The sequence below is a fragment of the Methylocystis rosea genome, from assembly GCF_003855495.1.
Classification (GTDB): domain Bacteria; phylum Pseudomonadota; class Alphaproteobacteria; order Rhizobiales; family Beijerinckiaceae; genus Methylocystis; species Methylocystis rosea_A.
In genome coordinates, this window is the sequence record NZ_CP034086.1 from 1,451,967 (window position 1) to 1,477,655 (window position 25,689).

Sequence of the window (25,689 nt, forward strand, 5' to 3'; positions counted from 1 at the left end):
GAATGTCTGTGGATACGCGCGCCGCGCTGCGCGAATTGTTGAAGCCATTGTCGCAGAAACTGAAACATGCGCGCGCGCGCCACGACGCGTGCAGCGATATTGCGCAATAAACGCAGTTGCTGTCGCGGATAAAAACGGCGGAGACGTCCAAAATCTTTGAACCTGTGGCCCATGCGCCACATCGACGGGGATTTGACAAACGCGCCCCGGGCGCGCAATCGGAACCCGGCGAGCCCCGTGCGCCCTGTCGCCTGCCCGCCATTTCCTCGGTTGGAGCGCCGCCAATGACCAACTCGTCGACCGCGCCAGCGAACGCGCCCAAGACTGTCTGCGCTGCGGGAAGCGCCCCAGCGCAAGGCGATCCTCGCTATGATCTCGCCGCGCTTGTGGCGGCCCGGGAGAGCGAGCGCTTTTCGCTGCATACAAAACACCTCAATGAAATGTGGGTGCGCGTTCTCAAGACGATCGGCTATGACGTTGGCTTCACCCGGGGCCTTGGGCCCCATCTCTGGGACCGCAAGGGCGACCGCTACCTCGATCTTCTCAGCGGCTGGGGAGTCTTCGCGCTCGGACGCAACCATCCGGCCGTGCGCGATGCGCTCGTAAGCGTGCTTGACGGCGAGTTCGCCAATCTCGTGCAACTTGACGTTTCAGTGCTGGCCGGCGTTCTCGCGGAAAAACTGCTCGCCTACGCGCCTTGGCTGGAAAAGGTCTTTTTTGCCAATTCGGGCGCGGAGTCGGTAGAAGCGGCGATCAAATTCGCGCGCGCGGCGACGGGTCGGCCCGGAATCTTGCACTGCGCGCATTCCTTTCACGGCCTGACCTATGGTTCGCTGTCGATGAACGGCGACGAAATCTTCAAGAAGGGTTTTGGACCGCTGCTGCCGAATGCGCGCGAGGTCGCCTTCGACGATCTCGACGCGCTCGAACGCGCTTTGGCGGGGCGCGACATCGCCGCCTTCTTCGTCGAGCCGATCCAGGGCAAGGGCGTCAACATTCCGCAAGAGGGCTATCTTCTTGGCGCGCAGGCGCTCTGCCGCAAATACGGAACGCTGTTCGTCGCCGACGAAATTCAGACGGGCGTGGGCCGGACGGGCCGGTTCTTCGCCATCGATCACTACCCGGGCGTCGAACCCGATATGATCGTCGTCGCAAAGGCGCTGTCCGGCGGCCATGTGCCGGTCGGAGCGGTGCTCACGCGTAAAGCGATCTTCGATAAGGTCTTCGACCGCATGGATCGCGCCGTCGTGCACGGCTCGACCTTCAGCAAGAACGATCTCGCCATGGCGGCCGGCGTCGCGACGCTCGACGTGCTGAAGAACGAGCGGGTCATCGAGAACGCGGCCAAGACGGGCGACCGTCTGCTCGCATCCTTCGAACGAATGGCTGGCGGTTACGAGCTCGTCGCCGATGTGCGCGGCAAGGGCCTCATGATCGGAATCGAATTCGGGCCGCCGAAGTCGTTCAAACTGAAGGCCGCTTGGAATCTTCTGGAGACGGTGAATTCAGGCCTGTTCTGCCAGCTCATCTCCATCCCGCTGTTTCGCGATCATAAAGTGCTGACGCAAGTGGCCGGGCACGGCAATCACACGATCAAGCTGCTGCCGCCTCTCACGATTTCCGATGAAGATTGCGATTGGATCGAGCAATCCTTCGACGCGGTCATTGCAGACGCGCATAAGGCGCCCTCCGCCGTCTGGTCGCTTGGCAAGACTCTGGCGGAACACGCGATTAAGGCGCGAATGAGCGGCTGATCGCTTTTGAAGCGCCCTCGCGCGCAGAGTCGCGCTCAAGCCGCCGGCGAAGGCTGCTTTTCCACCTCGCGCGAATAGTCTTCGATCAGCGCGCGCGAAAGCTCGCCCGGCGTGAAGCGATAGACGCCGATTTCCGAGACGGGCGTCACTTCGGCGCCGGTGCCGCAGATGAGGCACTCCGAAAATGACGCCAGCTCCTCAGGCATGATCCGGCGTTCGACGACTTCAACGCCGCGTCTTTTCGCAAGGTCAATCACCGTGCGCCTGGTGATGCCGTCGAGGAAACAATCGGCGATCGGCGTATGCAGCGCGCCGTCCTGAACAAAAAAGACGTTTGCGCCGGTGCATTCGGCGACTCGGCCGAGCCAATCGTACATCAGCGCGTCGGCAAAGCCGCGCCGCTCCGCGCGGTGCTTCGAAATGGTGCAAATCATATAAAGGCCAGCGGCCTTCGCCATCGAGGGCGCGGTCAGCGGATCGGGGCGTCGGTATTCGGCGATGTCGAGCTTGATGCCTTTCATCTTGGTCTCGACGTCAAACATGCTCGGCCAATCCCAAACGGCGATGGCGACGTTGATCGTCGAATTCTGCGCCGCGACCGCCATCATTTCGCTGCCGCGCCAAGCCACCGGACGCACATAGCAGTTCGAGAGGCCATTGGCCTTGACGGTCTCATGCTTAGCGGCGTCGATCTCTTCGACGCTGTAAGGAATCTCGAAATCGAGGATTCGAGCGGACGTCTGAAACCGCTCGGAATGTTCCCGCGATTTGAAGATCGTCCCGCCGTAGGCGCGCTCGCCTTCGAAGACGCAAGACGCGTAATGCAGCCCATGCGAGAGAACGTGAAGCTTCGCTTCGCGCCACGGAACGAGCGCACCATTATACCAAATGAATCCGTCGCGCTGATCGAAGGGCGGAAGCGACATGGCGAACTCCGGGAAGACGCGATCGAGAGGCCAAACAAGGCGCTGCGACGCTTGGTCAGCACTAGCCATCGGTCAGATTTATGTCAATATAGTTGACGTAAATAGCTCGCGCCAAAACGTCAGGCAATAACTAGCGTGGATGAACTCGTAGCGAGAAAAATCCCCGAGCCGCCCAGCGTCGCCGCCTGGCCGAATACGGCCGCAGAAGCGGCCGCCGCCGCGGGCGATGGCGACGCTCTCGAGCTCGTGGAATTATTTTTTTTCGCCTATCGTGATTTCGTGGGGGATGCCGACCGGCTGCTCGAAAACTATGGGTTCGGACGGGCGCATCACCGTGTGCTCCATTTCGTCAACCGTCGCCCTGGCCTCACCATCGCCGCGCTGCTGGACATTTTGAAAATCACCAAGCAGAGCCTCAACCGCGTGCTGAAACAACTTCTTGAGGCGGGCTTCGTCGAGGCGCGCGCCGGCGTCGTCGACCGCCGCCAGCGCCTGCTCTATCCGACCCCCAAGGGCGCGACGCTCGCGCGCGATCTCGCGGCGCTGCAATCGGCGCGTTTCCTGAAAGTCATGGACGAGCTCCCGCCGGCGGCGCGCGGCGCCGCCTCAAAATTCCTGTTCGCGATGATCGACTCCGGCGAGCGCGAGCGCGTACGAGCGCATCTTGCATGCGCGAAAACAGCCGGCGCCGCGACATGACGGTTTTTCCGCAACGCGCCGCGCCGCACGCGAAAGCGGCCCATATCCTCGTCGTTGACGACGATCAGCGCATTCGCACCTTGCTGTCGCGCTACCTGATGAAGGAGGGCTATTTCGTTAGCGCTGCAGCCGATACGAGGGAGGCGAGCGCCAGAATGCGCGACATCGCCTTCGATCTCATTGTCCTGGATGTCATGATGCCTGGCGAAAGCGGCACGGCTTTCGCGGCGCGGCTGCGCAAGAGCGCTGAACCGCTGCGCTCCGCGCCCATTCTGATGCTGACGGCGCTTACCGAGACGGCGGACCGCGTCGAAGGGCTTGAAGCCGGCGTGGACGACTATCTCGCCAAGCCTTTCGATCCGAGGGAATTGTCGCTGCGCATCGCCAGCATCTTGCGCCGCGCGCGGCGCGCAGATTCCGCGGGACCAAAACGCTTTGGCGAATTCGTCTTCGATTCGTCGCGAGGCGAATTGCTGCACGACGGCGCGCCGGTCCGCCTCACGACGCGCGAGCGGGATCTGTTGCGGGCGCTGGCCGAAAGCGACGGCGCGATTGTCTCCCGCCAAACTTTGGCGCAACGTGACCCCGCACGAAGCGCAAGCGAGCGCAGCGTCGATGTTGAGATCGCCCGATTGAGGCGAAAGATCGAGACCGACCCGAATGCGCCGCGCTATCTTCAGACGGTGCGCGGACACGGGTATCGTCTGCTCGTCGACCCGCTACGCGCCAACGGCTGAAAATGATAGAGTCGTCACGATGACAGTCGTCTTACCGGAAGTTCTCGCCGCGCCCCGCAATCTGTGGCGGCGCTTCGCCAACTGGCTGCATGACCGCATGCCGAAGGGGCTTTACGCCCGCGCGCTGCTGATCGTGATCTTGCCGGTCGTGCTCCTCCAGTCCGCGGTCGCCTATGTCTTCATGGAGCGGCATTGGGAGGTCGTAACCTACCGTCTTTCCGCGGGGGTGGCCCGGCAAGTGGCGGCGCTGGTCGATATCTACCAGACGTTCCCGGACGACCCGGATCACTCGCAACTGCGCCGCATCGCCGCCTTCGATCTCAATATGGAGATTGCGGTTCTCCCCAAGCAGGATCTGCCTGGGCCGGCGCCAAAGTCGTCTTTGTTCTCGCTGCTGGACAAGGCGCTCACGAAGGAGCTCACGCGCAAACTTAAGGAGCCCTTCTGGATCAACACCGCGCTTCCCGGCAGCCTGATCGAAATCCGCGTCGCGCTCAACGACGCGACGCTGAGAATGCTCGCCACGCGCACGCACGCCTACGCCTCGAACTCTTATATTTTCTTCATGTGGATGGCGATCGCCTCAGTCATCATCCTCGCCATCGCCACGTCCTTCTTGCGCAATCAGATCAGGCCGATCCTGCGGCTGGCCCGCGCCGCCGAGGAGTTCGGCAAAGGCCGCAATGTCGTATTCAGTCCGCGCGGCGCACGCGAGGTGCGTCAGGCGGGAGCCGCCTTTCTCGACATGAAACGCCGTTTCGAACGCGCGATCGAGCAACGCACTACGATGCTCAATGGCGTTTCGCACGATCTGCGAACCATCATCACGCGTTTCAAGCTTTCGCTGGCGCTGATGCGCGACTCGCATGAAGCCGCCGAAATGCGCAAGGATGTCGACGAGATGGAGCGCATGGTCGAGGCCTATCTCGCCTTTGCGCGCGGCGACGGCGACGAAAAATCCTCCCCCACCGATCTTGCGGCCATCCTCGACGAACTGAGGGCGGACACTGTGAAGCGCGGTCTCGCGGCGTCCGTGAAGATTGAGGGCGATCCAAACATTGTCGCGCGGCCGGCGGCGATCAAGCGGCTGCTCGCCAACCTCGTCGGCAATGCGCAGCGCTACGGCAAGCGGATCGAACTCTCAGCGATCAATGACGGCGCGATGATGACCGTGCATATTGATGACGACGGTCCCGGCATTCCCGTCGAGCGTCGCGAAGACGCTTTCCGGCCGTTCTACCGGCTCGACGAATCCCGCAACCAGAACGACGGAAACTCAGGGCTGGGGCTCGCCATCGCACGTGACATCGCGCGCGGCCATGGCGGGGACATTACGCTCGACCGCAGCCCGCTCGGCGGCTTGCGGGCGACCGCCAGTCTCCCGCTTTAGAGCAAGGAATCGCTCAAAACCAAAACGGTGGAGCAGGTTCTCATCGAGGAACCTGCTCCGGGGGCCGCCGATCACGCGCGCGCGTGGGGATAGCCGCTGTCGTCGTCGTGGTAATCGCGCCCACCACGTCGCGTCCGCCAGCCTAACAGGCTTTGCGCGAAGGAATAGAAGGGCCGCGTCAGTCTTGCGAAATCCTCCGCCCGATCGACGTAGCGCTCGCCGCGCGTGAGTTCGCGATCGAGCGTCGACAGGGCGTCGTGAATGTCGCCTGCGAACCAATCCTCGAGCACGCGGCCCCAGGCCAACGCCAACCCCTGCAGTTTGAGCGAGCCGACCGGGCCCTCGCTGTCGATGTCCGCCGCCTCCAGCATAAAGCGCATCGAGTTCACGGTTTCGCGGTTGAGCGCCGCGGCGGTGAGCGGATCGCGCGCCGCCCAGCGCCCGACGCTCGCCAGCGCCTCACGATGCGGTTCGAGCGAATCGAGCCGGCGGCGCAATATGTCGTAGAGCCGCTCGCGCGCGGGTTCGTGCGAGGCTTCCTTGGGCGCCGCGTCGAGAACCTCCCGGTCGATGCGCCGAGAGAACGCCCCCATGATCGCGCCCTTCGATGGAAAAAGTTCGCGTAGATCGGCAAGCGAGATGCCGGCCTCATGGGCGATATCGGTGAGCGTCACGTCGCTGAACTCTCGCCGCGTGGCGAGCCGAAGCGTCGCATCGATCACTCGGTCGCGGGAGCCGCCGCTGGTCATGTCTGTCTCCAGGTCCGAAGGAATTTTCTAGTCAGTATTCTATTGTCGCCGGGCGGCGGGACAAGGCGCGCGCCGTCTCAACCGGAAAGTTCCCCTGCCCGGCGCTTCGCCGCAGCTACGGCGCGGCGCATCAGCGCGGCGAGGCCGTCCGGCGCTTCAAGAACCTCGAGCGCCGCCGCCGTCGTGCCGCCTGGCGACGTCACGCGCCGGCGCAATTCGTCAGGGCCTGTCTCAGGCTGTCGGCGCATCAGCTCGCCGGCGCCTTCGACCGTCGCGCGGGCGAGCCGCGCCGCGAGGGCGGCCGGCAGACCGGCTTCGGCGCCGGCGGCGGCGAGGCACTCGGCGAAATAGAAGACGTAAGCGGGACCCGAGCCGGAAACCGCCGTCACGACGTCGATGAGCGCCTCGTCATCGACCCACTCAACGCCGCCGACGGCGCTCAGCAATGCGTCGGAGAGCGCGCGCTGAGCGGCGCTCGTCGATGCGCTGGCGTAAGCGCCGGTCACGCCGCGCCCGATCGCCGCCGGCGTATTTGGCATCGCGCGCACGACGGCTTGCGTCGGCAGGCGCGCGGCGACGTCCGCGGTGCGCTTGCCCGCGAGGATCGACACGACAACGACGCCGCGCGCCATGAAAGGGGCCGCCGCCGCGGCGCCCGACTCAAGCGCCTGCGGCTTAACGGCGAGAACCACGGCGTCGCATGGAGCAGCGGCGCCGTTCAGCGCGTAGCCCTTCGCGGCGCACAGCTCCTGGAGCCGCTGCGACGGCTGCGGCTCCAGGACTGACACGGACAGCAGATCCTGCGCGGCCCAGCCTTCTAGTAGCGCCAGACCCATGTTTCCGGCGCCGATCAGAGCGACCGACTTTCCGCGCAGCCCGCCCGCGTCGGTCACGCCTCGCCTTTCGTCTCGAAATTGGCGGTGGCGAGCGCTTCCTTGGCGTTCTTTCCGGCCCAGAGCACGAATTGAAAGGCTTGATAATGCCGCTCACACGCCTGAAGCGCGTTGTCCAGCAAGGCCGCGCACTGCGTCGCCGAAGGCTGCGCCCCTCCCGTCAGGATGAGGCCATGTCGGTGCATCGCGACGCCCTCCTTCGGCCAGAAGTCGAAATGCCCGATCCACATCTGCTCGTTGATCGCATTGACGAGCGACATCAGTTCGCCGCGCCTGCGCTCGGGTGCCTTGAGGTCGAAAGCGCAACTGACGTGCAGCGTTTCGAGCTGCGGAAGCCAAGTAAAAGCGACGTGATATTCCGTCCAAGCTCCGGCGACGGAAATGGAAATCTCGTCTTCATCGTCTCGATCGAAGGACCAATCATTGGTGGCCGCCAGTTGCTCCACAACATCCACCGGATGTTCAGCGCGTTCCGTTTCTTTTTCCGTTGCGATCAGCATGTGCCAACCTTTTTCTCAATGTCAGCATAACGCGGCGACTAAAAGACAGGCGACGATGCGTCGTGGAGCTTTGCGTGAGGGCGCCTCCTTTTCAAGCGATTGATTCAAAGTCGAATCATCTCTTGCGATCACTATACTCCACACAGGAACTATGACGCCAAAAAAGGATCGTCAGACCGTGTTCGAGGCGGAGACTGCGGGATTCGCGTGTCTGCGTCCATGGCGCAGCCGCTCTCGTCCACAGCCACGCGCGCTAAAAAAAAGCTCTGGATAAAGGACGAAATCGCCGAGGAGACGCGAACGCCTGCGGAGAAAAAAAGCCTCGTCCGCACGTTCGCGGGCGAGGCTTGCGCTTTTTTTTTTCTGGGTCGCTTGGGCTAGCGCGTCATCATGACCGGCGATCCGACGTCGACGCGATCGTAAAGGTCGGAAACGTCCTCGTTCAACATTCGGATGCAGCCATAGGAGGCGGCCGTGCCGATTGACGCGCGCATCCTCTGGGTCGTGCCGTGAATCGCCACTTCGCCGCTGCTGAGCGTCAAAGCGCGCACGCCCATCGGGTTACGCGGCGAACCGCCACGAATGAAATTCGGCAGTTCCGGGTGGTCGGCTTTCACCACCGCTGGCGGAACCCAGTCGGGATTGACATATTTTCCCTCGATGGACGTCGCGCCAGACCATTCCTTTCCACGCTTGGGAACGGCCACGGGATAGCTGATGGCGACTCCTGTATCGACGACATAGAACAGCCTTCGCTGGCTGGCGCTGATCACGACCGTGCCGGGAGCGACATGGGGAGAGAAAGAGACGATGTTGCGCGCGTTCGCATCCTGCGGAAGCGCGGCGACGCCAAGGCCGACAACTGTCGCCATCAAAACTGCCTGAAGCGTTCCGGTTGACGTTCCAGCTGACGTTCCGGTTGACTTGGCGGTGTGGGATCGACGCAAAAAAGCAAATAGATTACGCATGACGCTACACCCTACGTGTTGAAGCCTCGACAGCGACTTCTCGAATGGCGGCAGTCTAACTTTGGCCATGATCTTGTCGAAACGTTTCGCGTTTTCAGGTTATGGCTTAACGTTAAGATAATTTGGGATGTTCTATCGTCGCGACCGCTTCGCTTCAGATCATCGCATCAAGATTGCGCCATCCTTTCGTCGAAATTCATGCGCATTGCGCACTTGCAGGGTAACTGGCGCGGGCGCGGTAGTAAGGCATGAGCGAGACAGCCGGACCGCCGAAGATTTTTGATCGCGCGCTGCTGCTGCGGCGCTTGCGCCGCGCGATGGCAAAAGGCGCGCCGGATTTCCTGATGACGCGCGCCGCCGATGATCTGCTCGATCGCCTGCTGACGGTGAAGCGCGAATTTCCGCGCGCGCTCGATCTCGGTTCGCCAAGCGGACATTTCGCGCAAGCCGTCGTCGCGAGCGGCCGTGCGCGGCCGTTGCGCGCAAGCGGCCATACCGGCGACGTCATCACTGACGAAGAAGCTCCGCCCTTCGCGCCGGGCTCATTTGATTTGATCGTCTCGGGCCTGTCGCTGCAGTGGGTCAACGATCTGCCGGGCGCGCTGGCGCAAGCGCGACGCATGATTGCGCCGGACGGACTCTTCCTCGCCTGCCTCGCCGGCGGCGCCAGTCTTGTCGAGCTTCGCGCCGCCTTGGCGCAGGCCGAAGAAGAAATCACCGGCGGCGCGAGTCCCCGCGTATCGCCTTTCGTCGACGTGCGCGACATGGGCGGACTGCTGCAGCGCGCCGGCTTCGCTCTGCCGGTCGCCGACGTCGACAGCTTCACGCTGCGCTATGAGTCAGTCTTCGGGCTGATGAAGGATTTGCGCGCGATGGGCGCCGCCAACGTCCTTGTCAAACGGTCTCGCAAACCCCTGCGGCGCGATGTGGTTGCGCGCGCGGCGCAAATCTACGCCGAGCGCTTTTCGGACCCCGATGGACGCGTGCGCGCGAGCTTCGAAATCGTCTGGGCGTCGGGCTGGGCGCCGCATGAGAGCCAGCAAAAGCCGGCGAAGCCCGGCTCGGCCAGGATGAGTCTCGAAGACGCGATGAAATTCCCGCGCGAGAGCGACGCTTGAACTCGAGCGCTTCCCGATCACATGGAATCATGTGATCGATAAGGAAACGCTCAACATCAAAATGGTGGAGCAGGTTCTCATCGAAAAAGTCTGTAAACTTTTTCGGAACCTGCTCTAAGGCGCGACCTCCACCTCGACGCTGCGGGTTTTAACGGGCGCAGGCTCCCAAGGGCGCTGATAGGCGAAGACGATTTCGGCATGTCCGGGTTTGAGCGCGCGGATTTTCCAATGGCGCACGCTGGGGCTGCCGACCATGCGTCGCCGACCGCCGCTGCGGCCGCCCTCCGATATCGACAGAATATCGAGATCACGGCTCGCGGGATCGATGCGCCAGGAATAGCCGGTCGTCATATTCTCCTGCAGCGAAAAGATCGCGCTGCCGCCCGGCGCGAGCCTGATGACGTCGCCGGCTTGCGCGGAAAATGCGACGAAAACACTGAGCAGCAACAGGCGCGACAGCAGACGCTTCATGAGTTTCCTTTTGCCGCGTTGGCGAACCGTCGTGATGCTGCGGGCGCCGTCCGCTTCCAAGTCTCGCAAGCTAATATACGCCCGGAATGAGCCGCGCCGTACGTGCGCGATAGGCCTCATAGGCCGCGCCGAACTCCGAGCTCAACAGGCGTTCCTCGGCGTTCATCCGCGCGACGAGCGGCGGGATATTCAGAAGCGCCAAGAGGACGCCCACCGCCGTATTGAACGCCAGCCCCCAGCCAAGCGCCGAGATCAACAGGCCGAGATAGCTCGGATGTCTGATGCGGCTGTAAAGTCCCGTGGTGACGAGTTCGTGTCCCGGCTGAATGGCGACAAGGCCGCTGAAGCGGCGCCCGAGCACGGCGACCGGCCACAGCCGCAACGCCCCGCCCGCCGCAAGCAGCGCGACGCCGAACCATCGGATGGCGTCGCCGTCCAATCTCCACAGCCCTTCCCGATCCGCCCAGGCGGGCAGATAGGCGCCGAGAAGTCCGATGACGAGAAAGGCCGGGATCACCCATCGATTGCCGCGGTCCTCGCGCAGGCCGGAACTGAGGTTGCCGCCGACGAAGAGCGACGCGACGCCGAGCGCGAGCGTGACGACGACGAGCGCCGTCCGCGCCGAATTGGCGAAGTAAGCGTCGAGACCGCCGGCGCCGATAATCGCCAGCGCGAGATAAAGGCCGATGGACAGCGCCACGGCCAGAGCGCGGATCAGTAGCGGATGCGACATCAAGTCGTGCTCCCGCCCCTGTCTATCACTAATGATCCGCGCGCAGGACCAACGGCGACGACCAACTTATTTGCTGCGCTTCGAGGACGCCTGGGCGCGCGTCGCGAACCAGACTGATGACTTTAGCTGGCCAGGGCATTTCCCGCATGTCACGCGACCTTTCGGGCTAACGTAAGCGCAAAGCCCGCGCGCGAGGCACTCGTCCGTCGTCACGGGGCGTGCGCTGGCCGCGGAGGTGATAATGCCGCCGCCAATGCAGGCGGAGATCGCGAGGATGAGGAGATTTCGCATAACGGACTCCTTTAAATTGAGAAAAGTTCGAACGCCTCGTTAATGAGCGCGGCCCGCAATCTGGGAAAGCAAACATATTTCTCTCGAGCCGTGATCCTCCATTCGTGCCTTTCCGTCCGAAATTTTTTCGCCTATCGGCCGCTCAAGCAAACAGCGTGGGCGACGCGTATCGCCCTTCCGGACACTGACGCGCGACCGCCAAGAGCCTGGCTATCTGACTGGATCGATTGCCTCTCGGCCGGCTCGATCAAGCGCGTCGCCGCGCCCGGCAAGCTCCGCCGCAACGCCCCCGACGCCATCCCCGTTTCTATAATCAGGCGTCTTGCCGTGAGACGCGAACATGCCGGCAAGGTGCTCGGCGCCGATCTGCTTGCGGAGGCTTTGCATCGGATTGCGGTCGCTGCTCAAAGAATAGGCATCGCCGCCCAAATAATTCTCTCCAATAAAGTTTGTCATTGAACGCCGTTTCAAATTAACCAAACCAGTTTTTTATGAAAAGAGCTCAAGTCTGGAGCAAGCGCTGTGTCATTTTTGCCACTTCAACAATAAATGTCGGCTGATCAGCTTTGGTCACCTTCCTGTGACGCGTCGCTGCTGGTACTATCATCGATATACGCAAAGATATCATGATTGGACGAATGAACGGGATCAGATCTGCTGCACCCACGCATTCGCTCCCAATTTTCAAAGCGGCGTAAGAGCCCGGAAGGCTCATTCCGGCGTTGAGCGGTGCGCTTCGCGCTGGAGCGAGAGAGTGGGATTCCATGAAATCGTTCGGCGCGCTTACAGTCATAGCGGCAGGGGCAGGCCTCGCGTTGGCATGCGCAAGCGATGTCTCTGCCGAAACAATTTCCTCTGCGCTCGCTCGGGCTTATGCGGGTAACCCGGACCTAAACGAGCAACGCGCCGACGTGCGTGCGCGTGACGAAGACGTCTCGAGCGCCTGGTCCGGACTGCGTCCCAACGCTAATATTCAGGCAAGCGTTGGCGCGCAGCGCTCGAACCTCAGGATTCCAGTGCGACTGCCGGTGATCAATCAGCGCATCCCGCTTACCGATGAATATACGGGATATCCGCGTGGGGCCACGCTGAACGTCTCGCAAAATGTCTTTGATGGCGGTCGCACGGAGAATTCGGTGCGTCGCGCCGAGTCGAGCGTATTCGAGTCGCGCGCCCTGATGCGGCTTTCTGAGCAGGAGATATTGCGTAGCGGCGCGACCGCTTTCATGGACGTGATGCGCGACGCGGCGATCCTATCGCTGCGCAAGAGCAACATCGCCGTGCTCGATCTACAGTTGCACGATACGGAGAAGCGCTATCAATCGGGTGACGTGACGAATACCGACGTCTCGCAGAGCGAGGCCTCCGTCTCCCATGCGCGCTCAGAATATTTTGCCGCCGAGGCGCAATTGAAAAGCAGCGCCGCCATTTACCGGCAGATCATCGGTGTGGAGCCGAAACGTCTCGAGCCGGCTTCATCGGTTGAGCGGATGTTGCCCAAATCAGTGAAGGATGCGATTGACGTCGCGCTTGTCGAACATCCCGCCATCGTCGCCGCCTTACATCGGGTGGACACTGCGGAGTCGGCGGTGAAAGTCGCCGAAGGCGCGCTTTTACCCACGCTGTCGGTCAATGCGCAAGTATCCCAGCAGTATGACTCTTTCCTTGGACTGCCCGGCTCGCGGCAATTTTCGGCGGGCGTCAACGGCGCGCTCAATGTCCCCCTCTACCAGGGCGGAGGGGAGTATTCCTCGATCCGTAAGGCGAAAGAGGTGCTCGGCAAGGCGCGCCTCAACGCCGACGCGCAGCGCGACCGCGTTCGCGCTAACGTGGTCTCGAGCTATGGTCTGCTGGACACGGCCAGATCGCAGATCAGATCGGATGAGGCGACGGTGAAGGCGGCCGAACTTGCTCTGAAAGGCGTTCGGGACGAGGCGCAGGTGGGGCAGCGCACGACGCTCGACGTGTTGAACGCTCAGCAGACTTTGCTCAATGCGCGCGCCAATCTGGTCATTTCCCAAAGGGACCGCGTCGTCGCCTCATACGCGATTTTGGCCGCGATCGGCAGACTGACGGCCGAGACGCTCAATCTCAATGTCGTGCGTTACGACCCTGTCGTTCATTTCGAGCAGGTCAAATACAAATGGTACGGGACCGATACGCCTGATCGATAAACCTGCGCGGCGCGGCGCCGCGACGAGCAACCCCTGAACCTACAAGCGAGGTTTGACACCCGACTGTTTTTCGGGATCCTCGGCCGAGGCCTCGTTCTGCCGGACAACTTCGCTATCCATCAAACTCACGTTGAATCGCGTGGCGTCGGGCTCGTTGAGCCAAACTTTTAAATCGTAGCTCGGACCGGATTGCCAGGACCATCCCTGGCAGTCGCGCTCAGCTTTGGGCTTTGGATGGTATTTCGAATATTTCTCGCTCACTTTGAATTCCTCGATGATGAAATCGAGAAGCTCCGGACAGGTCATCTGTGAAAGGAACACGCCGTTCAGCCTGTAGACCTTGCCGGTCCGCGGGGTGAGCGCATAGTTGACGATGGAGCCGTCTTCAAATCTGCAGGAGAACTGTTTCCCATATTCAGATGACGATGCGAAGAACTCCTCGGCGCGCATGCCGCCATGAAACGAGACCTTTCCGAAATTGTTGCATTGCGATCGCGCGAGTCTCGCCGCTTCATCCTTGGACATGCCGAGCGAAAAGCCCCGCAGATCGCGTTTGAGGGATTGAGCCTGGGCGTCCTGCACGCCAGAGAAGGTCAAACCAGACAGCAGAAGAAGCATGAACCGCGTCTGTTGTATCGAGCGGCTCGAGTTCAGCTGGGTTCCCTGATCGATAATCCGGCTCGAGAGTATCATTATCGATCTCCTCGCTGAAAGAAGCTGTCGATTCTAGGGAGACCAGGAAAAAGTTGGCTCAGTCAAGCCCCGCGCCTAAAACGTTATCGTTGGGCCATCTCACATTCATCTCGCTGGGGCAGACCGCCGTAACGTTCGAGAGTTCCGTTGTTGATATGACGCGCCTAGCCAGAGACCATCGCATCTGGCTTCTTGGCTCATACGTTTATTTGTACAAGTTGATACTTGATCTGTAAACGCCGTTAATGGCCCACCTTCAAACGCATGATGCGCGGCGAGTCTGATCGGCTGATTTGGAGATAGGGCGTTAGCGGCCATAAACATGGCCCGGTCAGGACTCAGTCGATACGCGGCATCGCCTGTTCGGGAACGCGCGTCGCGCGCGCCATCGCGCGCACGCCGCTCGGAAACTGCGAGGCGAGCCATATAAGAGCGTTCTGGCCAACCGAATGTCTGAAGAACATGCTGTTTAAGGGCTTTGAAACGCGCATTTGTTTTCTGACGATACTACTGAAGCGGCGATGAAACTCATGCGAGGTCCCGCCTTCGAGAAACATGTTGGCCGCCAGAACTGCGCTGCAGCTCGCCATGCCCATGCCGTCGCCGGTGAAAGAAGGGATCACCGCAATCTGATCGCCAAGCCGCCATAGTCCCGGCGGGTCCTCGGGGGAGGGATTATGCACAAAGCCATAAGGCACGCGGCTGATCGCAAGCGGGCGATCCAGCAAAGGCTCGGCGCCCTCCAAGTAAGCCGCTACGTAGTCCGACTCGCTGCTGAATTGCTGCAGAACGCCTTGCCAGGTTCCTCCCGCCTTCATGAAGCGGTCTTGGCTGAGCACAGGACAGAAATTGACGCAATCGTCTTCGACGAGCATTAGCCCGAGATAGCATTCCTTCAGGAGAATGAGCTCGACCACCGATCGCAGATGCTCAGTTTTTTTCCTGTTGAATCGGTAATACATTTTCAAAGCGAGATAATCGCTTTGGCGCCCAGGCGAAGCGCGTTTGACGCCACGCAAATCGTGCTTGCCACTCGCAAGAAAAATCGCGCGAGCAGGCGCGCTGTCTCCGGATCCGAAGGACACTTCGAAGCCGCCGTCTTCCGATTGCACGATGAACCGCGCCGCCTTGCCGCGAATGACGTTCACGCCGCAAGACGTTGCATGCTCGAGCAGAGCCTCGTCGAGGACTTTTCTTGATAGCGCTAGAGCCGGAAATGGCAGCGGTTGGTCCACGCTGCGGTTCCCCCGAACCAATCGGACACGGTTGATCGGTCGAGCGCCCAGATCCACCGTGTCTACGCCAAGAGATCGCAAATTCGCGCTGACTTCACGGCTCATGAACTCGCCGCAAATCTTATGATTCGCCGACGACGAGCGCTCATAGAGGTCGACGCGCCGACCCGCGCGGGATAAAGCAAGGGCCGCCGTAGCTCCCGCGACGCCGCCGCCGATGATCACGCTTGCTTCCGTCACGATACGACTCCTCATCCACCTCTTCGCGAAGCACTTCCGGAGTGACTGGTTAGTCCTTTGGGGGCTCCTCCCGTCTGTTAAAGCGATTGTTGCGTCGAATGGCCCAGGCCAGCCGCTCGCGAGAGAGACGGCTTACGAAGGCGTGGCGCCTGAGGCGGAATTCGACTGCCGCGCCGCGAAGCAGTGCGTGAATGGCCTTGCGGGGCTCTCGTCGAGAACCCAGTCGTTCTGATTTGGCCACAGCTTCGATAGATCACGGTTGTTGAAGCCGGCGCGCACACTCGTCTTCGCATCCCATTGCGTGATGTCGTTGCAGCCGATGACCCAGACCAGGCTGCTCGCCATGAGCGAAAAATGATCGCGACGGGGTTCGCATGCGACGAACAGCGTCGTGCGCGCCGCCGCCAATTCAAGCAAGCGGGCGAGGTCTGGGTTTTCAAAATGATGCAGAAACAGATTTGCTGAGATGATGTCCGTCGTCGCGGCGTCATGCGAAAGGTAATCGAAGACGTCTGCGACGACGCTCTCCACCCGCCATCCGATCGCTTCAAAGGCTTGGCGCGTCTCGTCCGATAGAATGTCCTGTTGGTCGAGCAGGCGCACCGTCACGCCTTGCCACTTCGGCGCCAGGCGATTTGCGACGCCGAGCATCAACGCCCCGTCGCCGGAGCCGAGATCGAGAATGGTTTTCGGCGTCCTGTCGAAATGGCGGGAAAGCATCGTCGCCATAATCTTGGTCTGCAACATCCAGCTGTTGACGCGCTGCAGGTCGCGGCGCGACTGCATGGCTCGGGGATCGTCGCATGGAAGAGAATCCAAAAGTTCAGGATATACTGCGCGAGCGAGCTTAGCCATTTTGGCGCTCTCCTTCTGATAGCCCCTGTTAGGATAATTCCGGCGCCCGCCTGGACGTCATCTAGAATTAGCCAATCAATTCGCGCGACTTCCTCGCGCTCCGTCAGTCGCGCGCTATGGCGAATCGTCCCGCGGATTTTTGCGCCTTCATTGGTTGGAGCCAACCTGTCTGCGCCGAGAGCGGGTGGACCAAAAAATAAGCGTCAACGCGCAGCCCGACGGGCAATTTCACGCCGGGGTCGAGATCTATAAGCACCTGCAGCGCCTTGGCGTCGACGCGATCGGTCGGCCGACCGGTCTGAACCATCTTGGAGCCCATTCTGGACGATACGCGGAAAACTCTTCCGCCGAATTTCTGATTTGGGAAGGCGTCCGCAGTGACCTCGACGCGCTGCCCGGCGACGATTTTACCGACGTCGGTCTCATCGACGTCCGCGCGCACCCGCAGACCGCGAACATTGCCGACGATGGCGATCGGCGTCGGCGGCACATGCGTCACGGCTTCGCCGGCGACGCGAGAGCGACGCAGGATCGTACCCGCGATCGGCGACCGCACCAGCGTCTTTTCCAAAAGCGCTTCCGACAGAGCCACATCCGCCTCCGCGAGCCGCACCCGCGCGCGCGCCGCCGCGAGATCTTCAGCGCGCGGCGGAGCCTCGAGCATCGCGAGCCTTTCCGCGATCGCGGCGCGCCGCGCCTTGTTGACGTTCCAGTGGGACGTGGCCTGATCAAGCGCCGCTTGGGGCGAAACGCCGCTCTTAGTGAGCGGCAGACGTCGCTCATGTTCGCGTCGCGCCAAGTCGAGCGCCGCGTCTGCCTCCATCAGAGCATCCTTCGCCTCTCGGCGCTCCTCGGCGCGCGCGCCATTGGTGAGGCGCTCAAGTTCGGCCTGCCGCAGCGCAAGCGCGGCGCGCGCGGACTCCAGTCGAGCAACCTGCTCGGTATTATCGAGCGCCGCGATGATCTGACCGGCCGCCACTTCATCGTTCTCCTCGACCCGCATCTCGCGGATGACGCCTGTCGCTTGCGCGGAGATTTCTCGCTCCTCGCCTTCAGGCTCCACCATTCCCGGCGCGGCGGCGACATGCTGCGCAAGACTAGCGAGCGACGTTGTGGCGCGAGCGGTTGACTGCGTGCTCTCGATCGACTGAAAGAGAAAGAGGCCCAGCGCGGCCAGGCCGAGGAAAGTCAGAATTGCGACGACGCGTGACGACATTTTCATCACAAGGCTCCCATTGCGTGTAGGGGAGATGGAGATGGACCGCGCGGCGTCGCCAAACGCTCGGCGATTTGTCCATCTTCGAGATGTATCACCCGATCCCCGAATTGAAGGATGCGCGGATCATGGGTGACGATGACCACCGCTCGCTCCTGCTGATGCGCAAGCATCTGCAAAAGCTCAATGGCGCGAAGTCCGCTTTCTGCGTCCAGCGCGGCAGTCGGTTCGTCGGCCATCACGATCTTGGGATCGCCGGCCAGAGCGCGCGCGATCGCGACGCGCTGTCTCTGGCCGCTACTCAACTGAGAGGGAAAGGAATCGAGCCGCTGACCTAAGCCCACCGATTTCAGGAGCTCGCGCGCGCGCTCCCGAGCAATCTCCCGCGACACTCCGAGAAGATCGAGCATCACCATCACGTTTTCCGTGGCGGTCAGCACGGGGAACAGATTGTAGGCTTGAAAAATGAAACCAAAATATTTCAGCCGCAGCGCTGCGAGCTCCTCTTCGCCGAGCGCCTGCGTGCTTTTTCCATAAAGCGTCACGACTCCGCTCGAAGGGCTGAGCAGCCGACCCAGAATATGGAGCAGCGTCGTCTTACCGCTGCCCGACGGTCCCACAAGCATCAGCAACTCGCCGGCGTAAACCTCAACGTCGATGTCCCGCAGCACGGTGACCGGCGTCGGTCCGGTGTCGAAGGAATGACTGACGCCAGAGGCGCTGATGACGGCGTGTTTCATCTGAACACCTTCACTGGATCAATTGATGTGATCTTGCTGATCGACACCAGCGAGGCGCCGACGCACATCAGCACGGTGACGGCGCCGATGCCAACAGCAAGCCAAGCTGGGAAAAGCGGCGGCGAACTCATGTTCCGGCCGAGATATACAAGCACCGCCACGGCGCCGATCCCGACGACGCTTCCGATCAGACCGCCGATCACCGCCTGTTCAATGACGATCTTGTAGAGATACCATCGCGGCCCGCCCATAGCACGAATGACCGCGTATTCGGGAAGACGATCCATGGTGCTAGCGTAGAGCGTTTGTGCGACGATCACCACGCCAACAAAAAGCGCAAGCAGCGAAGAGCAGATGATTGAAATGCCCGCGCCCGTGGTCAGAAGCCAGTATTTCTGGCTATTGGCCGCAAATTCGCGCGAGGTCATTACGTCGACGTCTGGCATTCGGGCGGACAGTCTCTCGATCACCGTAGCCGGATCCTGACCGGGGGAGAGCCGGATCAACACGTAAGTGATGAGATTGTCTGTTCGACCCAGCAGCGATCGCGCGTTACGTAGCGAGGTGAAGACATAGGGCGATTGCGTGAATGTTCTTATCCCGTCCGTAAAGCCGACGACCCGCGCCCGGCGATCATTAATTTCAACGAGTTGATTGAGGCCGGTAACACCAAGCTTTTCGGCGTAGAGTCGATCGATGATAATCCCGTCGGGGCTGGATAGCGCCTCTCGGAAGCTTTGCCCGGCTGGCAAAGTCAGCGGCAACCCCATCTCGGCGCCCGGTTCGACGCCAATGAGGATGACAATCTGCCGTATCCCGTCGGCGCGCTTCCAAAAGCCGAAATGCAGAAGATAAGGCTCGGCGACGGCGACGCCTTCCACCGCCAGCGACTGGAATCTGCGTCTGCCGTCGATAGGCGTTGCAAGATCGACGCTGGGAACGCCATGCGCGGCGACCCAAAGATCCGCGCCGGCATGGTCCACGACGGTCGACGTCGTGTGGAGAAAATTGAGGAGCATGCCCAACTGAATGCCGACGAGGATTGTCGAGAAGGCAATTCCGACGAGCGTCACGGCGAAACGGACTCGATCGTGGACGAGGTTTCGCCAAGCGATGAGAAGCGTAAGACTCGGACGCGTCCATGCAACGCCGCTGCGTCCGCCAAATTGTCTCGTGGCGAGGCCAATCTCTTTTCCTAGCGACATTTCGAAAGGCTCCCGCAGCTATTCTAGCTCTTCAAGCTCACCTTGCCGGTGACTGCGCACAGCGCCAGGCGACATATTCTCTCCGCTCACAACATCTGATGGCGCAGCCGACGGACTGCGTCCTAGCGCCTCAATCACGCCTGAACCTACCGCAGCCGGCTCGCCGATTCTCTGGTCTCTAAGACTTCAGCGGCGTCCTTCGTCAGCCGTATGGCGTCACGATTGACTTGGATCTTTCTTCGCCTGAAGCCGAATCTCCACGATGGCGCCATTGACGCCAATCTTGTCCATGTCGACATAGCTTGGTCATTCGTACGATCGTCCCAGGCGTCCTCGATCGAGCGCATGATGAAGCGTCCGATAAACTGCATCTCGTCCGAGCGATGTCTGACTTCGCCGCTCGTCAAGCGCTCGATTTCACTGACGGCGTCGGTTGCCGGCGCCACTCTCAGTTCAGACGCCTTGCGCCGTGCAAGCTCGTTGATCAGCGTTTCGCCGGTCATTGAATAGAGAACGTAGACAGGGCAAACGTCTATCGCCGAGTCGCACTCGCTACGATCGATCTCGAAGTAGCAGTATCGACTTCCGTACCAGGAATGGCCCTCGTGCGGACAACTTTCGTCCTTGCGAACCCATTCGATTTTTAGATCTTGATCAGGAAGGAAATACATCGCAGTCCCTCCGCTAGAGGAGTAACAACATTCGTCCAAAACCGTTCCCTCGATTCCAGCGAATTTCCGCTAAACGCGCATCGTCTCATCGGATGACGCCACCACACAACGCTCCGGAGGACGAAAACATCAGTACGCTTGCTCTGCAGGCCGGACATCATGATTCCTTTGACACAACGCAGTCGCCCTAAATCGCGCGCGGATCGGGAAGATCGCGTTTCCAGATGACGGTCTGATTAGGGCCGAGCAGCTCATAACCGATCCCGCGCCAAACGATGCGTCGAGAGAAGCACGATACGATCACGTTCCAGAGCGCCAGAGGCGCCACGAGAGGCATTACTCCAAGATAGGCCCATCGAAGCCGTCTCAACTCGTCGCGATGCTGCGGCAGAATGCGCATCGCAAAGGTGGTCTGCAGCCAGCACTGTAAGACCATTGCAAACGCCATGCCCGGCAGCAGCAGACTGACGACGCCATCGGGCAGAACTTGTTGGGCGAAGGCTCTGTAGAGCAGCGACGCGACAAGCACAAAAAGAGCGCAGAAATACAATGTCAGCGCCGCGATCTCGCGCCATGCGCGTGGCATATAAACTCGCGTCAGGATGATCTGGCGGTTCGTGAATTCCAGAACGTCACTCAAGCTCGCGTCGCCCCGCGAGGCGACCAGACAGCTGGGCACGAATTGAATGCGCCGCCCATGCGAACGGACCGCGGTCGTCACGCTGCCGTCGTCGCTCACCCCTCCCCGCCAGCGTTGCCGGATTTCCAAGTTTTCGAAATCAACGCGGCGCATCGCCATAGTCCCTCCCCAGGCGAAGCTCGACTCATCGCCAAACAAGAACAGCGATTGCGCGTTCCAGGCGCTCAACAGCAGAGACCCGAGGCCGCCGCCGGCCGGGAGATACCAGCGATAGCCGGTGGCGACGCCCACTTCGGGGTCCGCGAGCCCCGCGACCAGATTGGTCAGCCAATCCGTTTGCGGCTGTGCGTCAGAATCACAAAAGGCGATGATCTCAATGTCGGGAAAGAACTCATCGAGAGCGTCGACCGCGGTGGTGAGATTATGAACCTTTTGTCCGCAGGCCGCGGCGGGGCCAGCAGTGATCAGTCGCGCCGGAGGCGAAGCGCCCTCGATCAGGCCTTTAATCAACTTATGCGCCGGATCTTCCTCGCTCTCGGTCACAAACAGCAGCCCGTAGTTATTGTAGTCTTGGCGCAACAACCGCCGAACGGTTTCGACCAGAGCGCCATCTATCCCCTTACACGGCAAGATGACAGCTGCTCTAGGCTGGTCTGTTTGCAAGGACGGCGACCGGCGGAAACACTTTGCGAAGCGTAGCATCGGCGCGAGCACCACGAGCAGCTGCAGCCCCAGGAAAGCGATAATCAGCGGGTAAAGCATATTCTGCTCCTCGGATTAGCATCAGCCAACCAGGCCTGAGCGGAAATCGACGCCACCATTCTCCTCACTTGGTCGCGTAAACGGTGTGCACGCGAAACTCCCTCATATGCGGATCCTGCTCATCGTCGATGCGCCGGAAGCCGGCGGCCTGAAGCAGGCTCCGCACCTTGTTCAATCGGCCTTCAACGTCGTGCACTTCGACGACGATCTTCTTGATCTTTCCCCAGTCGTCGGCTGTGACGCCTTGCAGGATGTCGAGTTCGGCCATTTCAGCATCGATCTTCACGAGATCGATGCGTGTGAGTTCATGGTCGCGAATTGCGTCTGAAAGCGACAACGCCTGACACGAAACGCGTCGGCCGCGTAGCAAAACTTTAAGAAGAATGCGCAGCGCAATTTCCTGGGGCTTGGGCGGCAGTCGCTGTATCCATCGCAGAAATGGCGGGAACTGAGGCAGTATGTCTCGAAAGCCAAGTCGAACCGACGCTGCGTTCGAATCATAGGGATAGGCTGTCGACATGGAGGTCAGCAGCCGATAGTGAGTGAATTCGATCGCGCCGCGCTCTCGTGAGAGGGCGTAGGGCGAGGTGACGAGGCTATCGAGCTTGTACTTCTTGGCGTTGGCCGTGAGGCACTTGAACAGGTCTGGAATCGGCTCAAAGGCGAGAATTTTTACGGCCCGTTTGCCCCAATCGCACGCGGTCAAGGTAAAGAGTCCGATGTTCGCGCCGACGTCGACGATGGTGTCTCCCTCCTCAATTTCGATCCCATGTTTGAAGTAGGGCGCAATCTGTCCAAAAATGATCGGGGCCTCCAAGGGATTCACACAGTACACCCGCTGTTCATTGGGAAGCATCGTCTGCAGCATGATCCCTCCTCGGCGAATGCCGCCAAATGGTTTCCGATTACGCGACTGACTGCTCCAAGTCTGCGTAGGCGATAATGAATCCGTCATTTTCGATAGTCGAGACGCGCGCGCGCGCGTTCCTGTCCTTGTGCGAAAGGACGATCTGTCCGTCACCGGTCATTTCGGCAGCCTCCATCGCGAGCGGTTTCCCCTCAAGACCGACGCCCAAGAGCTTGCCGACCGCCTCCTTCGCGCACCACAGCCGGGTCAACCAAGCGTCGCGTTCTTGGACGGGAAAACTACCGATCATCTCGCGTTCCTTCGCTGAGGCGAAGGCTTCGACAACGCCGACGTCGCGAGTGGCGATACGCTCTATATCGACGCCGATGTCATGTTCGTGAGCGACCGCTATCGCTCGTTCTTCGCAATGAGAAATGCTCACCGACGGCGCGGATCCCCAGCTCGGCGCGGGCTTGACGAACGGTCGTCCGCGTTCATCCGAAGAGACGGCGAACGCCGCCGGATGCAACATCTCCGCTTGCTGTCGCTTCGCCACCCACAGGCGGACTGCGTCCTTGGCCGTGACGCGGCCATAGAGCCACTGCCGCTGGCGCTTGGGAAAGCGTTCCAGTTCTTTGTAGGTCAGCATTTCGTCGGCGCTCATACAATAGCGCGCGAGCAAGGCAGGATCGAATTGCTTCAGCTCGGCGCTAGAAAGCATCAATGAAATGGCGCCATCGAAACGCGGCGCGGGCGCTGGCGTCGCTAACAAGTGTCTGTCGGGCTGACGACGGAAATCCACCAGGCGCTTTTCCCAGCGAAACTTCCATGTCCGCCAGCCTGAGATTCGCATCCAAACGCCGCCTTCGCCATCCTGCACCTCGACGTCGGCGACGAGCGTCTTGCCTTCCGACTGCAAGATCTCAACGCGAACAGGCGCGCGCGTTCCGACCGGCGGCGTCGGCCGATATATTTCAAGCTTCGAGAGACCGATTGGAAAAACGTAGCGCTCTTGCTCCATCGCCCAAAGGCCGACGATCTGACCCACCGCGTCGAGTAAGCAGGGGTCCGTCAGAAGTTGCGGAGAACGCGTCGATCCAAAAAGCTTTTCGGGAGACCGCACACAAAGCTCGCCGACGATTCCTTCGTCTCCGAGAACGAACTCTCCAACGAGACATTGAAAGCTCGGTCCGTGAAACATATGCCGCTCGGCATAGATTTCATCGGCTGTGAGCGAGTGAGCACGCGCGTTGCTCAAATCGCTAAAGGTCGGCGACAATTCGACCAAGTAGCGATCTCCGAGAAGAACAGTCGCAGTGATCGCGGGAGAGCTTTTACCTTCGACGTAAATGGCGGCGGAGATGCTGAAGGCTCCGCGCTCCGCATCGTGACGAACGATCTGCGTCACAATGTTTAGCGCGACTTCGTCAACGTCAGCGAGATCGATCCAGGTCACCGAGCGTACGTCTTCAAATCCGATCAGACCGCAGCCCGGCGCGAGACACGCCGCCGCCTCGGCCATGATTTCGAGGCTCATCGTCATCGGCACGACCGGCAGACAGGCCGACGTCGGCTTTATGCCAGGCGCATGAACGAAAGCGTGATCGGCGAGGTAGAGATCTTCGTCGACGCTGAGTTTGCGCTCGATCGTGATGCGCTCGCCGGGCACGTAATCGAGCACGGAACCGATGAACGGCATGCGCGGTTCGCTTGTATCCGCCTCTTGGATCTGATCAGAGCTTCCCGCGCCCGCTCTTGCCATCGGGCTGGGCCGCTCGGAAAGATGAGCCTCTTCTTCCGGCTGCTCGACGGCGAGCGCCAGCTCCTTCGCGTCTTGAACCTCGAACATGCGCGCGATGAGAGGCGCTCCGCCCTCGCCCGTCGCTGGCCAGGATGGAGCGTCTCCGCCGTTGACTCTCTTAGCGCGCTCGAAGCTCATATCTTTTCCGCCACCAAGCCGGTGATCGTCAAACCCGGTCCAAAGGCGAGAGAGACGATGCGGACCCCCGCAGGAATCGAGGGCTCCTCCAAAATTTCCTTCAAGATGTGGGGGACAGTCGCCGAGGACATGTTGCCGTTCTCGGTAAACACCGAATTGCTGATCGCCACCTGATCGGGCTCAAGCCCGAGCGCCTCCTGAATATGTTCGACGATCTTCGGGCCGCCAGGATGAATGGCGAAAATCAGCCTGTGCTTGTCATGCTCGAAATCGACGCCGACGCGTTGCAGCAACTGCTCGACGAATGGGCGAACCGATTGCTTGATGACGACGGGCACCATGACGGAGAGCGTCATGTGGAAGCGCGTTGAGCCAGGCACCCAGGTCATGTCGTCGGCCGAGTTCGGCAGCAGATGCTCGTTGAAGGCGAGGATCCTCAAGCCGCGAAGCCCTCGTTCCCGCAGGTAATCTTCCGTCACCATCGAATATTTTATGAAGCCGTCGGCAAACAGCGTCATCGTGATGATGTTCTCGGCCTTGAGCTCTTCGATGCCGCGGTGAACGGAGAGCACCTCAGTGTGCACGATGTCGACGCGATCCTTGGGCTTGGTCATGGCAAATTGCGACGACGAGAGAAAGCCGTGCGCCATCTTGATCGCCGGAAACGCGCCGTAGCAGCCCATGTGGTAACTATGCGTGACGGTGGTGTTGAACCATTCCTTGCCGGCCACCATCCGCTCCACGGGACTGGGCGCCAGATAGCCGGAACAGGTCACATGGATGAGATCGTCCGGCGCCTCCTCGGCGTCGCCATACATCTCCTTGAGGCAGCCGTCGGCGACTTTCGCATAGCTCGAATGGCGCGTCTTGATGTCCTTCGCCTGGAGGTTCTCATAGTTGTCGAAGAGCTGCATATACTCGTGTTCGGGCTCTGCGACCGTGAACTCGCCATTGCTGAAGCTGATGTCGCTGAGACGCGGAAAGAACACCAATTGGCGCCGCTTGATCACTGAGGGAGACAGCGCGAACTTTTCAAACTTTTGCCGCGTTTCGTGAATGATCGTTCCAAAGCTCTCCGCATCGGTGATCCCGTGACTGCGGCAATAGGACTTGGCGAATCCATAGGCTGAAAGTTCGAGAGTCAAAGCCTGCGGCACAGGCTCGATCATGCGGACGGGAACAAAGTTAGTCAGGCAAAACGACATCGCCTACTCCTCGATCTGTCGACTTCGGCGTCGGTAAT

Annotated in this window: 25 protein-coding genes; 6 read left to right on the plus strand and 19 right to left on the minus strand. The window is 60.8% G+C overall.

Annotated features, from left to right (window positions below):
- Positions 1-284: 284 nt before the first annotated feature.
- The gene (locus EHO51_RS07060) at positions 285-1,754 is read left to right on the plus strand and encodes an aspartate aminotransferase family protein (protein ID WP_245434783.1); all 1,470 of its coding nucleotides are present in this window, start codon (positions 285-287) and stop codon (positions 1,752-1,754) included.
- Positions 1,755-1,789: 35 nt separating this feature from the next.
- Here the strand turns inward: EHO51_RS07060 and EHO51_RS07065 are convergent, their stop codons facing one another.
- Complete coding sequence (locus tag EHO51_RS07065) at positions 1,790-2,680, minus strand: branched-chain amino acid aminotransferase (RefSeq protein ID WP_018408243.1); 891 nt, start codon at positions 2,678-2,680, stop codon at positions 1,790-1,792.
- Between the two features lie 135 nt (positions 2,681-2,815).
- Between EHO51_RS07065 and EHO51_RS07070 the strand changes: the two genes are divergently transcribed.
- Genes EHO51_RS07070 through EHO51_RS07080 form a run of 3 tightly spaced genes read left to right on the plus strand, consistent with a single transcriptional unit; the run spans position 2,816 to position 5,506 of the window.
- Complete coding sequence (locus tag EHO51_RS07070; RefSeq protein WP_029649044.1) at positions 2,816-3,379, plus strand: MarR family winged helix-turn-helix transcriptional regulator; 564 nt, start codon at positions 2,816-2,818, stop codon at positions 3,377-3,379.
- Positions 3,349-4,116 carry a response regulator gene (locus EHO51_RS07075; RefSeq protein ID WP_245434784.1) on the plus strand — a complete coding sequence of 256 codons (768 nt, stop codon included), beginning with the start codon at positions 3,349-3,351 and terminating at the stop codon, positions 4,114-4,116. Before EHO51_RS07070 ends, EHO51_RS07075 begins: the two co-directional genes overlap by 31 nt.
- 19 nt (positions 4,117-4,135) lie before the next feature.
- Positions 4,136-5,506 carry an ATP-binding protein gene (locus EHO51_RS07080; RefSeq protein ID WP_124738302.1) on the plus strand — a complete coding sequence of 457 codons (1,371 nt, stop codon included), beginning with the start codon at positions 4,136-4,138 and terminating at the stop codon, positions 5,504-5,506.
- Between the two features lie 71 nt (positions 5,507-5,577).
- Here the strand turns inward: EHO51_RS07080 and EHO51_RS07085 are convergent, their stop codons facing one another.
- From EHO51_RS07085 to EHO51_RS07100, 4 genes are all read right to left on the minus strand, one after another.
- Entirely contained in the window at positions 5,578-6,255 is a 678-nt protein-coding gene (locus tag EHO51_RS07085; protein WP_124738303.1) for a TetR family transcriptional regulator, read from the minus strand.
- 77 nt (positions 6,256-6,332) lie between these two features.
- The gene (gene proC / locus EHO51_RS07090) at positions 6,333-7,148 is read right to left on the minus strand and encodes a pyrroline-5-carboxylate reductase (RefSeq protein ID WP_124738304.1); all 816 of its coding nucleotides are present in this window, start codon (positions 7,146-7,148) and stop codon (positions 6,333-6,335) included.
- Positions 7,145-7,648, minus strand: a complete 504-nt coding sequence (locus EHO51_RS07095) for a YbjN domain-containing protein (RefSeq protein WP_029651514.1) — start codon at positions 7,646-7,648, stop codon at positions 7,145-7,147. The genes proC and EHO51_RS07095 overlap by 4 nt, the downstream gene beginning before the upstream one ends.
- A 377-nt stretch (positions 7,649-8,025) precedes the next feature.
- Positions 8,026-8,520 carry a L,D-transpeptidase gene (locus tag EHO51_RS07100; protein ID WP_018408235.1) on the minus strand — a complete coding sequence of 165 codons (495 nt, stop codon included), beginning with the start codon at positions 8,518-8,520 and terminating at the stop codon, positions 8,026-8,028.
- A gap of 344 nt (positions 8,521-8,864) precedes the next feature.
- Between EHO51_RS07100 and EHO51_RS07105 the strand changes: the two genes are divergently transcribed.
- Positions 8,865-9,734: a methyltransferase domain-containing protein gene (locus tag EHO51_RS07105; RefSeq protein ID WP_124738305.1), complete on the plus strand. Its 870-nt coding sequence runs from the start codon at positions 8,865-8,867 to the stop codon at positions 9,732-9,734.
- Between the two features lie 114 nt (positions 9,735-9,848).
- Here the strand turns inward: EHO51_RS07105 and EHO51_RS07110 are convergent, their stop codons facing one another.
- From EHO51_RS07110 to EHO51_RS21305, 3 genes are all read right to left on the minus strand, one after another.
- The gene (locus EHO51_RS07110; protein WP_124738306.1) at positions 9,849-10,205 is read right to left on the minus strand and encodes a protease inhibitor I42 family protein; all 357 of its coding nucleotides are present in this window, start codon (positions 10,203-10,205) and stop codon (positions 9,849-9,851) included.
- Positions 10,206-10,275: 70 nt separating this feature from the next.
- Entirely contained in the window at positions 10,276-10,938 is a 663-nt protein-coding gene (locus EHO51_RS07115) for a methyltransferase family protein (RefSeq protein WP_124738307.1), read from the minus strand.
- Positions 10,939-11,439: 501 nt separating this feature from the next.
- A complete protein-coding gene (locus tag EHO51_RS21305; protein WP_164479361.1) occupies positions 11,440-11,685 on the minus strand; it encodes a hypothetical protein in 246 nt (81 codons plus the stop codon).
- Positions 11,686-11,993: 308 nt separating this feature from the next.
- Here EHO51_RS21305 and EHO51_RS07125 point away from each other — a divergent pair, with 308 nt between their 5' ends.
- Positions 11,994-13,403 carry a TolC family outer membrane protein gene (locus EHO51_RS07125; RefSeq protein ID WP_245434786.1) on the plus strand — a complete coding sequence of 470 codons (1,410 nt, stop codon included), beginning with the start codon at positions 11,994-11,996 and terminating at the stop codon, positions 13,401-13,403.
- 39 nt (positions 13,404-13,442) lie between these two features.
- On the opposite strand, the gene EHO51_RS07130 is transcribed toward EHO51_RS07125, so the two are convergent.
- The 11 genes from EHO51_RS07130 to EHO51_RS07180 form a co-directional block, all read right to left on the minus strand.
- Positions 13,443-14,096 (minus strand): hypothetical protein, encoded by a 654-nt coding sequence (locus EHO51_RS07130; RefSeq protein WP_124738308.1) that lies wholly within the window; start codon positions 14,094-14,096, stop codon positions 13,443-13,445.
- A gap of 338 nt (positions 14,097-14,434) precedes the next feature.
- Complete coding sequence (locus EHO51_RS07135) at positions 14,435-15,571, minus strand: NAD(P)/FAD-dependent oxidoreductase (protein WP_164479362.1); 1,137 nt, start codon at positions 15,569-15,571, stop codon at positions 14,435-14,437.
- A 132-nt stretch (positions 15,572-15,703) separates the two neighbouring features.
- Positions 15,704-16,426 (minus strand): class I SAM-dependent methyltransferase, encoded by a 723-nt coding sequence (locus tag EHO51_RS07140; RefSeq protein ID WP_029651504.1) that lies wholly within the window; start codon positions 16,424-16,426, stop codon positions 15,704-15,706.
- A 103-nt stretch (positions 16,427-16,529) separates the two neighbouring features.
- On the minus strand, positions 16,530-17,648 hold the full coding sequence (locus EHO51_RS07145; RefSeq protein WP_018408226.1) for an HlyD family secretion protein: 1,119 nt from the start codon (positions 17,646-17,648) through the stop codon (positions 16,530-16,532).
- Entirely contained in the window at positions 17,648-18,382 is a 735-nt protein-coding gene (locus EHO51_RS07150) for an ABC transporter ATP-binding protein (protein ID WP_124738310.1), read from the minus strand. The genes EHO51_RS07145 and EHO51_RS07150 overlap by 1 nt, the downstream gene beginning before the upstream one ends.
- Positions 18,379-19,587, minus strand: a complete 1,209-nt coding sequence (locus EHO51_RS07155; protein ID WP_124738311.1) for an ABC transporter permease — start codon at positions 19,585-19,587, stop codon at positions 18,379-18,381. The genes EHO51_RS07150 and EHO51_RS07155 overlap by 4 nt, the downstream gene beginning before the upstream one ends.
- A 146-nt stretch (positions 19,588-19,733) precedes the next feature.
- Entirely contained in the window at positions 19,734-20,258 is a 525-nt protein-coding gene (locus EHO51_RS07160; protein ID WP_124738312.1) for a hypothetical protein, read from the minus strand.
- 187 nt (positions 20,259-20,445) lie between these two features.
- Entirely contained in the window at positions 20,446-21,660 is a 1,215-nt protein-coding gene (locus EHO51_RS07165) for a glycosyltransferase (protein ID WP_124738313.1), read from the minus strand.
- Between the two features lie 64 nt (positions 21,661-21,724).
- Entirely contained in the window at positions 21,725-22,528 is an 804-nt protein-coding gene (locus EHO51_RS07170; RefSeq protein ID WP_164479363.1) for an FkbM family methyltransferase, read from the minus strand.
- A 37-nt stretch (positions 22,529-22,565) separates the two neighbouring features.
- Positions 22,566-24,446, minus strand: a complete 1,881-nt coding sequence (locus EHO51_RS07175; RefSeq protein WP_124738315.1) for a 4'-phosphopantetheinyl transferase superfamily protein — start codon at positions 24,444-24,446, stop codon at positions 22,566-22,568.
- Positions 24,443-25,651: a 3-oxoacyl-[acyl-carrier-protein] synthase III C-terminal domain-containing protein gene (locus EHO51_RS07180; RefSeq protein ID WP_018408219.1), complete on the minus strand. Its 1,209-nt coding sequence runs from the start codon at positions 25,649-25,651 to the stop codon at positions 24,443-24,445. The genes EHO51_RS07175 and EHO51_RS07180 overlap by 4 nt, the downstream gene beginning before the upstream one ends.
- Positions 25,652-25,689: the final 38 nt, after the last annotated feature.

Bases quoted from the DNA above. Each gene is read 5' to 3' on its own strand.
- EHO51_RS07150 (WP_124738310.1), bottom strand. From the start codon at position 18,382: ATGAAACACGCCGTCATCAGCGCCTCTGGCGTCAGTCATTCCTTCGAC.
- EHO51_RS07060 (WP_245434783.1), top strand. From the start codon at position 285: ATGACCAACTCGTCGACCGCGCCAGCGAACGCGCCCAAGACTGTCTGC.
- EHO51_RS07155 (WP_124738311.1), bottom strand. From the start codon at position 19,587: ATGTCGCTAGGAAAAGAGATTGGCCTCGCCACGAGACAATTTGGCGGA.
- EHO51_RS07065 (WP_018408243.1), bottom strand. From the start codon at position 2,680: ATGTCGCTTCCGCCCTTCGATCAGCGCGACGGATTCATTTGGTATAAT.
- EHO51_RS07140 (WP_029651504.1), bottom strand. From the start codon at position 16,426: ATGGCTAAGCTCGCTCGCGCAGTATATCCTGAACTTTTGGATTCTCTT.
- EHO51_RS07110 (WP_124738306.1), bottom strand. From the start codon at position 10,205: ATGAAGCGTCTGCTGTCGCGCCTGTTGCTGCTCAGTGTTTTCGTCGCA.
- EHO51_RS07080 (WP_124738302.1), top strand. From the start codon at position 4,136: ATGACAGTCGTCTTACCGGAAGTTCTCGCCGCGCCCCGCAATCTGTGG.
- EHO51_RS21305 (WP_164479361.1), bottom strand. From the start codon at position 11,685: ATGACAAACTTTATTGGAGAGAATTATTTGGGCGGCGATGCCTATTCT.
- EHO51_RS07175 (WP_124738315.1), bottom strand. From the start codon at position 24,446: ATGAGCTTCGAGCGCGCTAAGAGAGTCAACGGCGGAGACGCTCCATCC.
- EHO51_RS07130 (WP_124738308.1), bottom strand. From the start codon at position 14,096: ATGATACTCTCGAGCCGGATTATCGATCAGGGAACCCAGCTGAACTCG.
- EHO51_RS07100 (WP_018408235.1), bottom strand. From the start codon at position 8,520: ATGGCGACAGTTGTCGGCCTTGGCGTCGCCGCGCTTCCGCAGGATGCG.
- EHO51_RS07165 (WP_124738313.1), bottom strand. From the start codon at position 21,660: ATGCTTTACCCGCTGATTATCGCTTTCCTGGGGCTGCAGCTGCTCGTG.
- EHO51_RS07170 (WP_164479363.1), bottom strand. From the start codon at position 22,528: ATGCTGCAGACGATGCTTCCCAATGAACAGCGGGTGTACTGTGTGAAT.
- EHO51_RS07180 (WP_018408219.1), bottom strand. From the start codon at position 25,651: ATGTCGTTTTGCCTGACTAACTTTGTTCCCGTCCGCATGATCGAGCCT.
- EHO51_RS07145 (WP_018408226.1), bottom strand. From the start codon at position 17,648: ATGAAAATGTCGTCACGCGTCGTCGCAATTCTGACTTTCCTCGGCCTG.
- EHO51_RS07105 (WP_124738305.1), top strand. From the start codon at position 8,865: ATGAGCGAGACAGCCGGACCGCCGAAGATTTTTGATCGCGCGCTGCTG.
- EHO51_RS07075 (WP_245434784.1), top strand. From the start codon at position 3,349: ATGCGCGAAAACAGCCGGCGCCGCGACATGACGGTTTTTCCGCAACGC.
- EHO51_RS07095 (WP_029651514.1), bottom strand. From the start codon at position 7,648: ATGCTGATCGCAACGGAAAAAGAAACGGAACGCGCTGAACATCCGGTG.
- EHO51_RS07115 (WP_124738307.1), bottom strand. From the start codon at position 10,938: ATGTCGCATCCGCTACTGATCCGCGCTCTGGCCGTGGCGCTGTCCATC.
- EHO51_RS07125 (WP_245434786.1), top strand. From the start codon at position 11,994: ATGAAATCGTTCGGCGCGCTTACAGTCATAGCGGCAGGGGCAGGCCTC.
- EHO51_RS07160 (WP_124738312.1), bottom strand. From the start codon at position 20,258: ATGTATTTCCTTCCTGATCAAGATCTAAAAATCGAATGGGTTCGCAAG.
- EHO51_RS07085 (WP_124738303.1), bottom strand. From the start codon at position 6,255: ATGACCAGCGGCGGCTCCCGCGACCGAGTGATCGATGCGACGCTTCGG.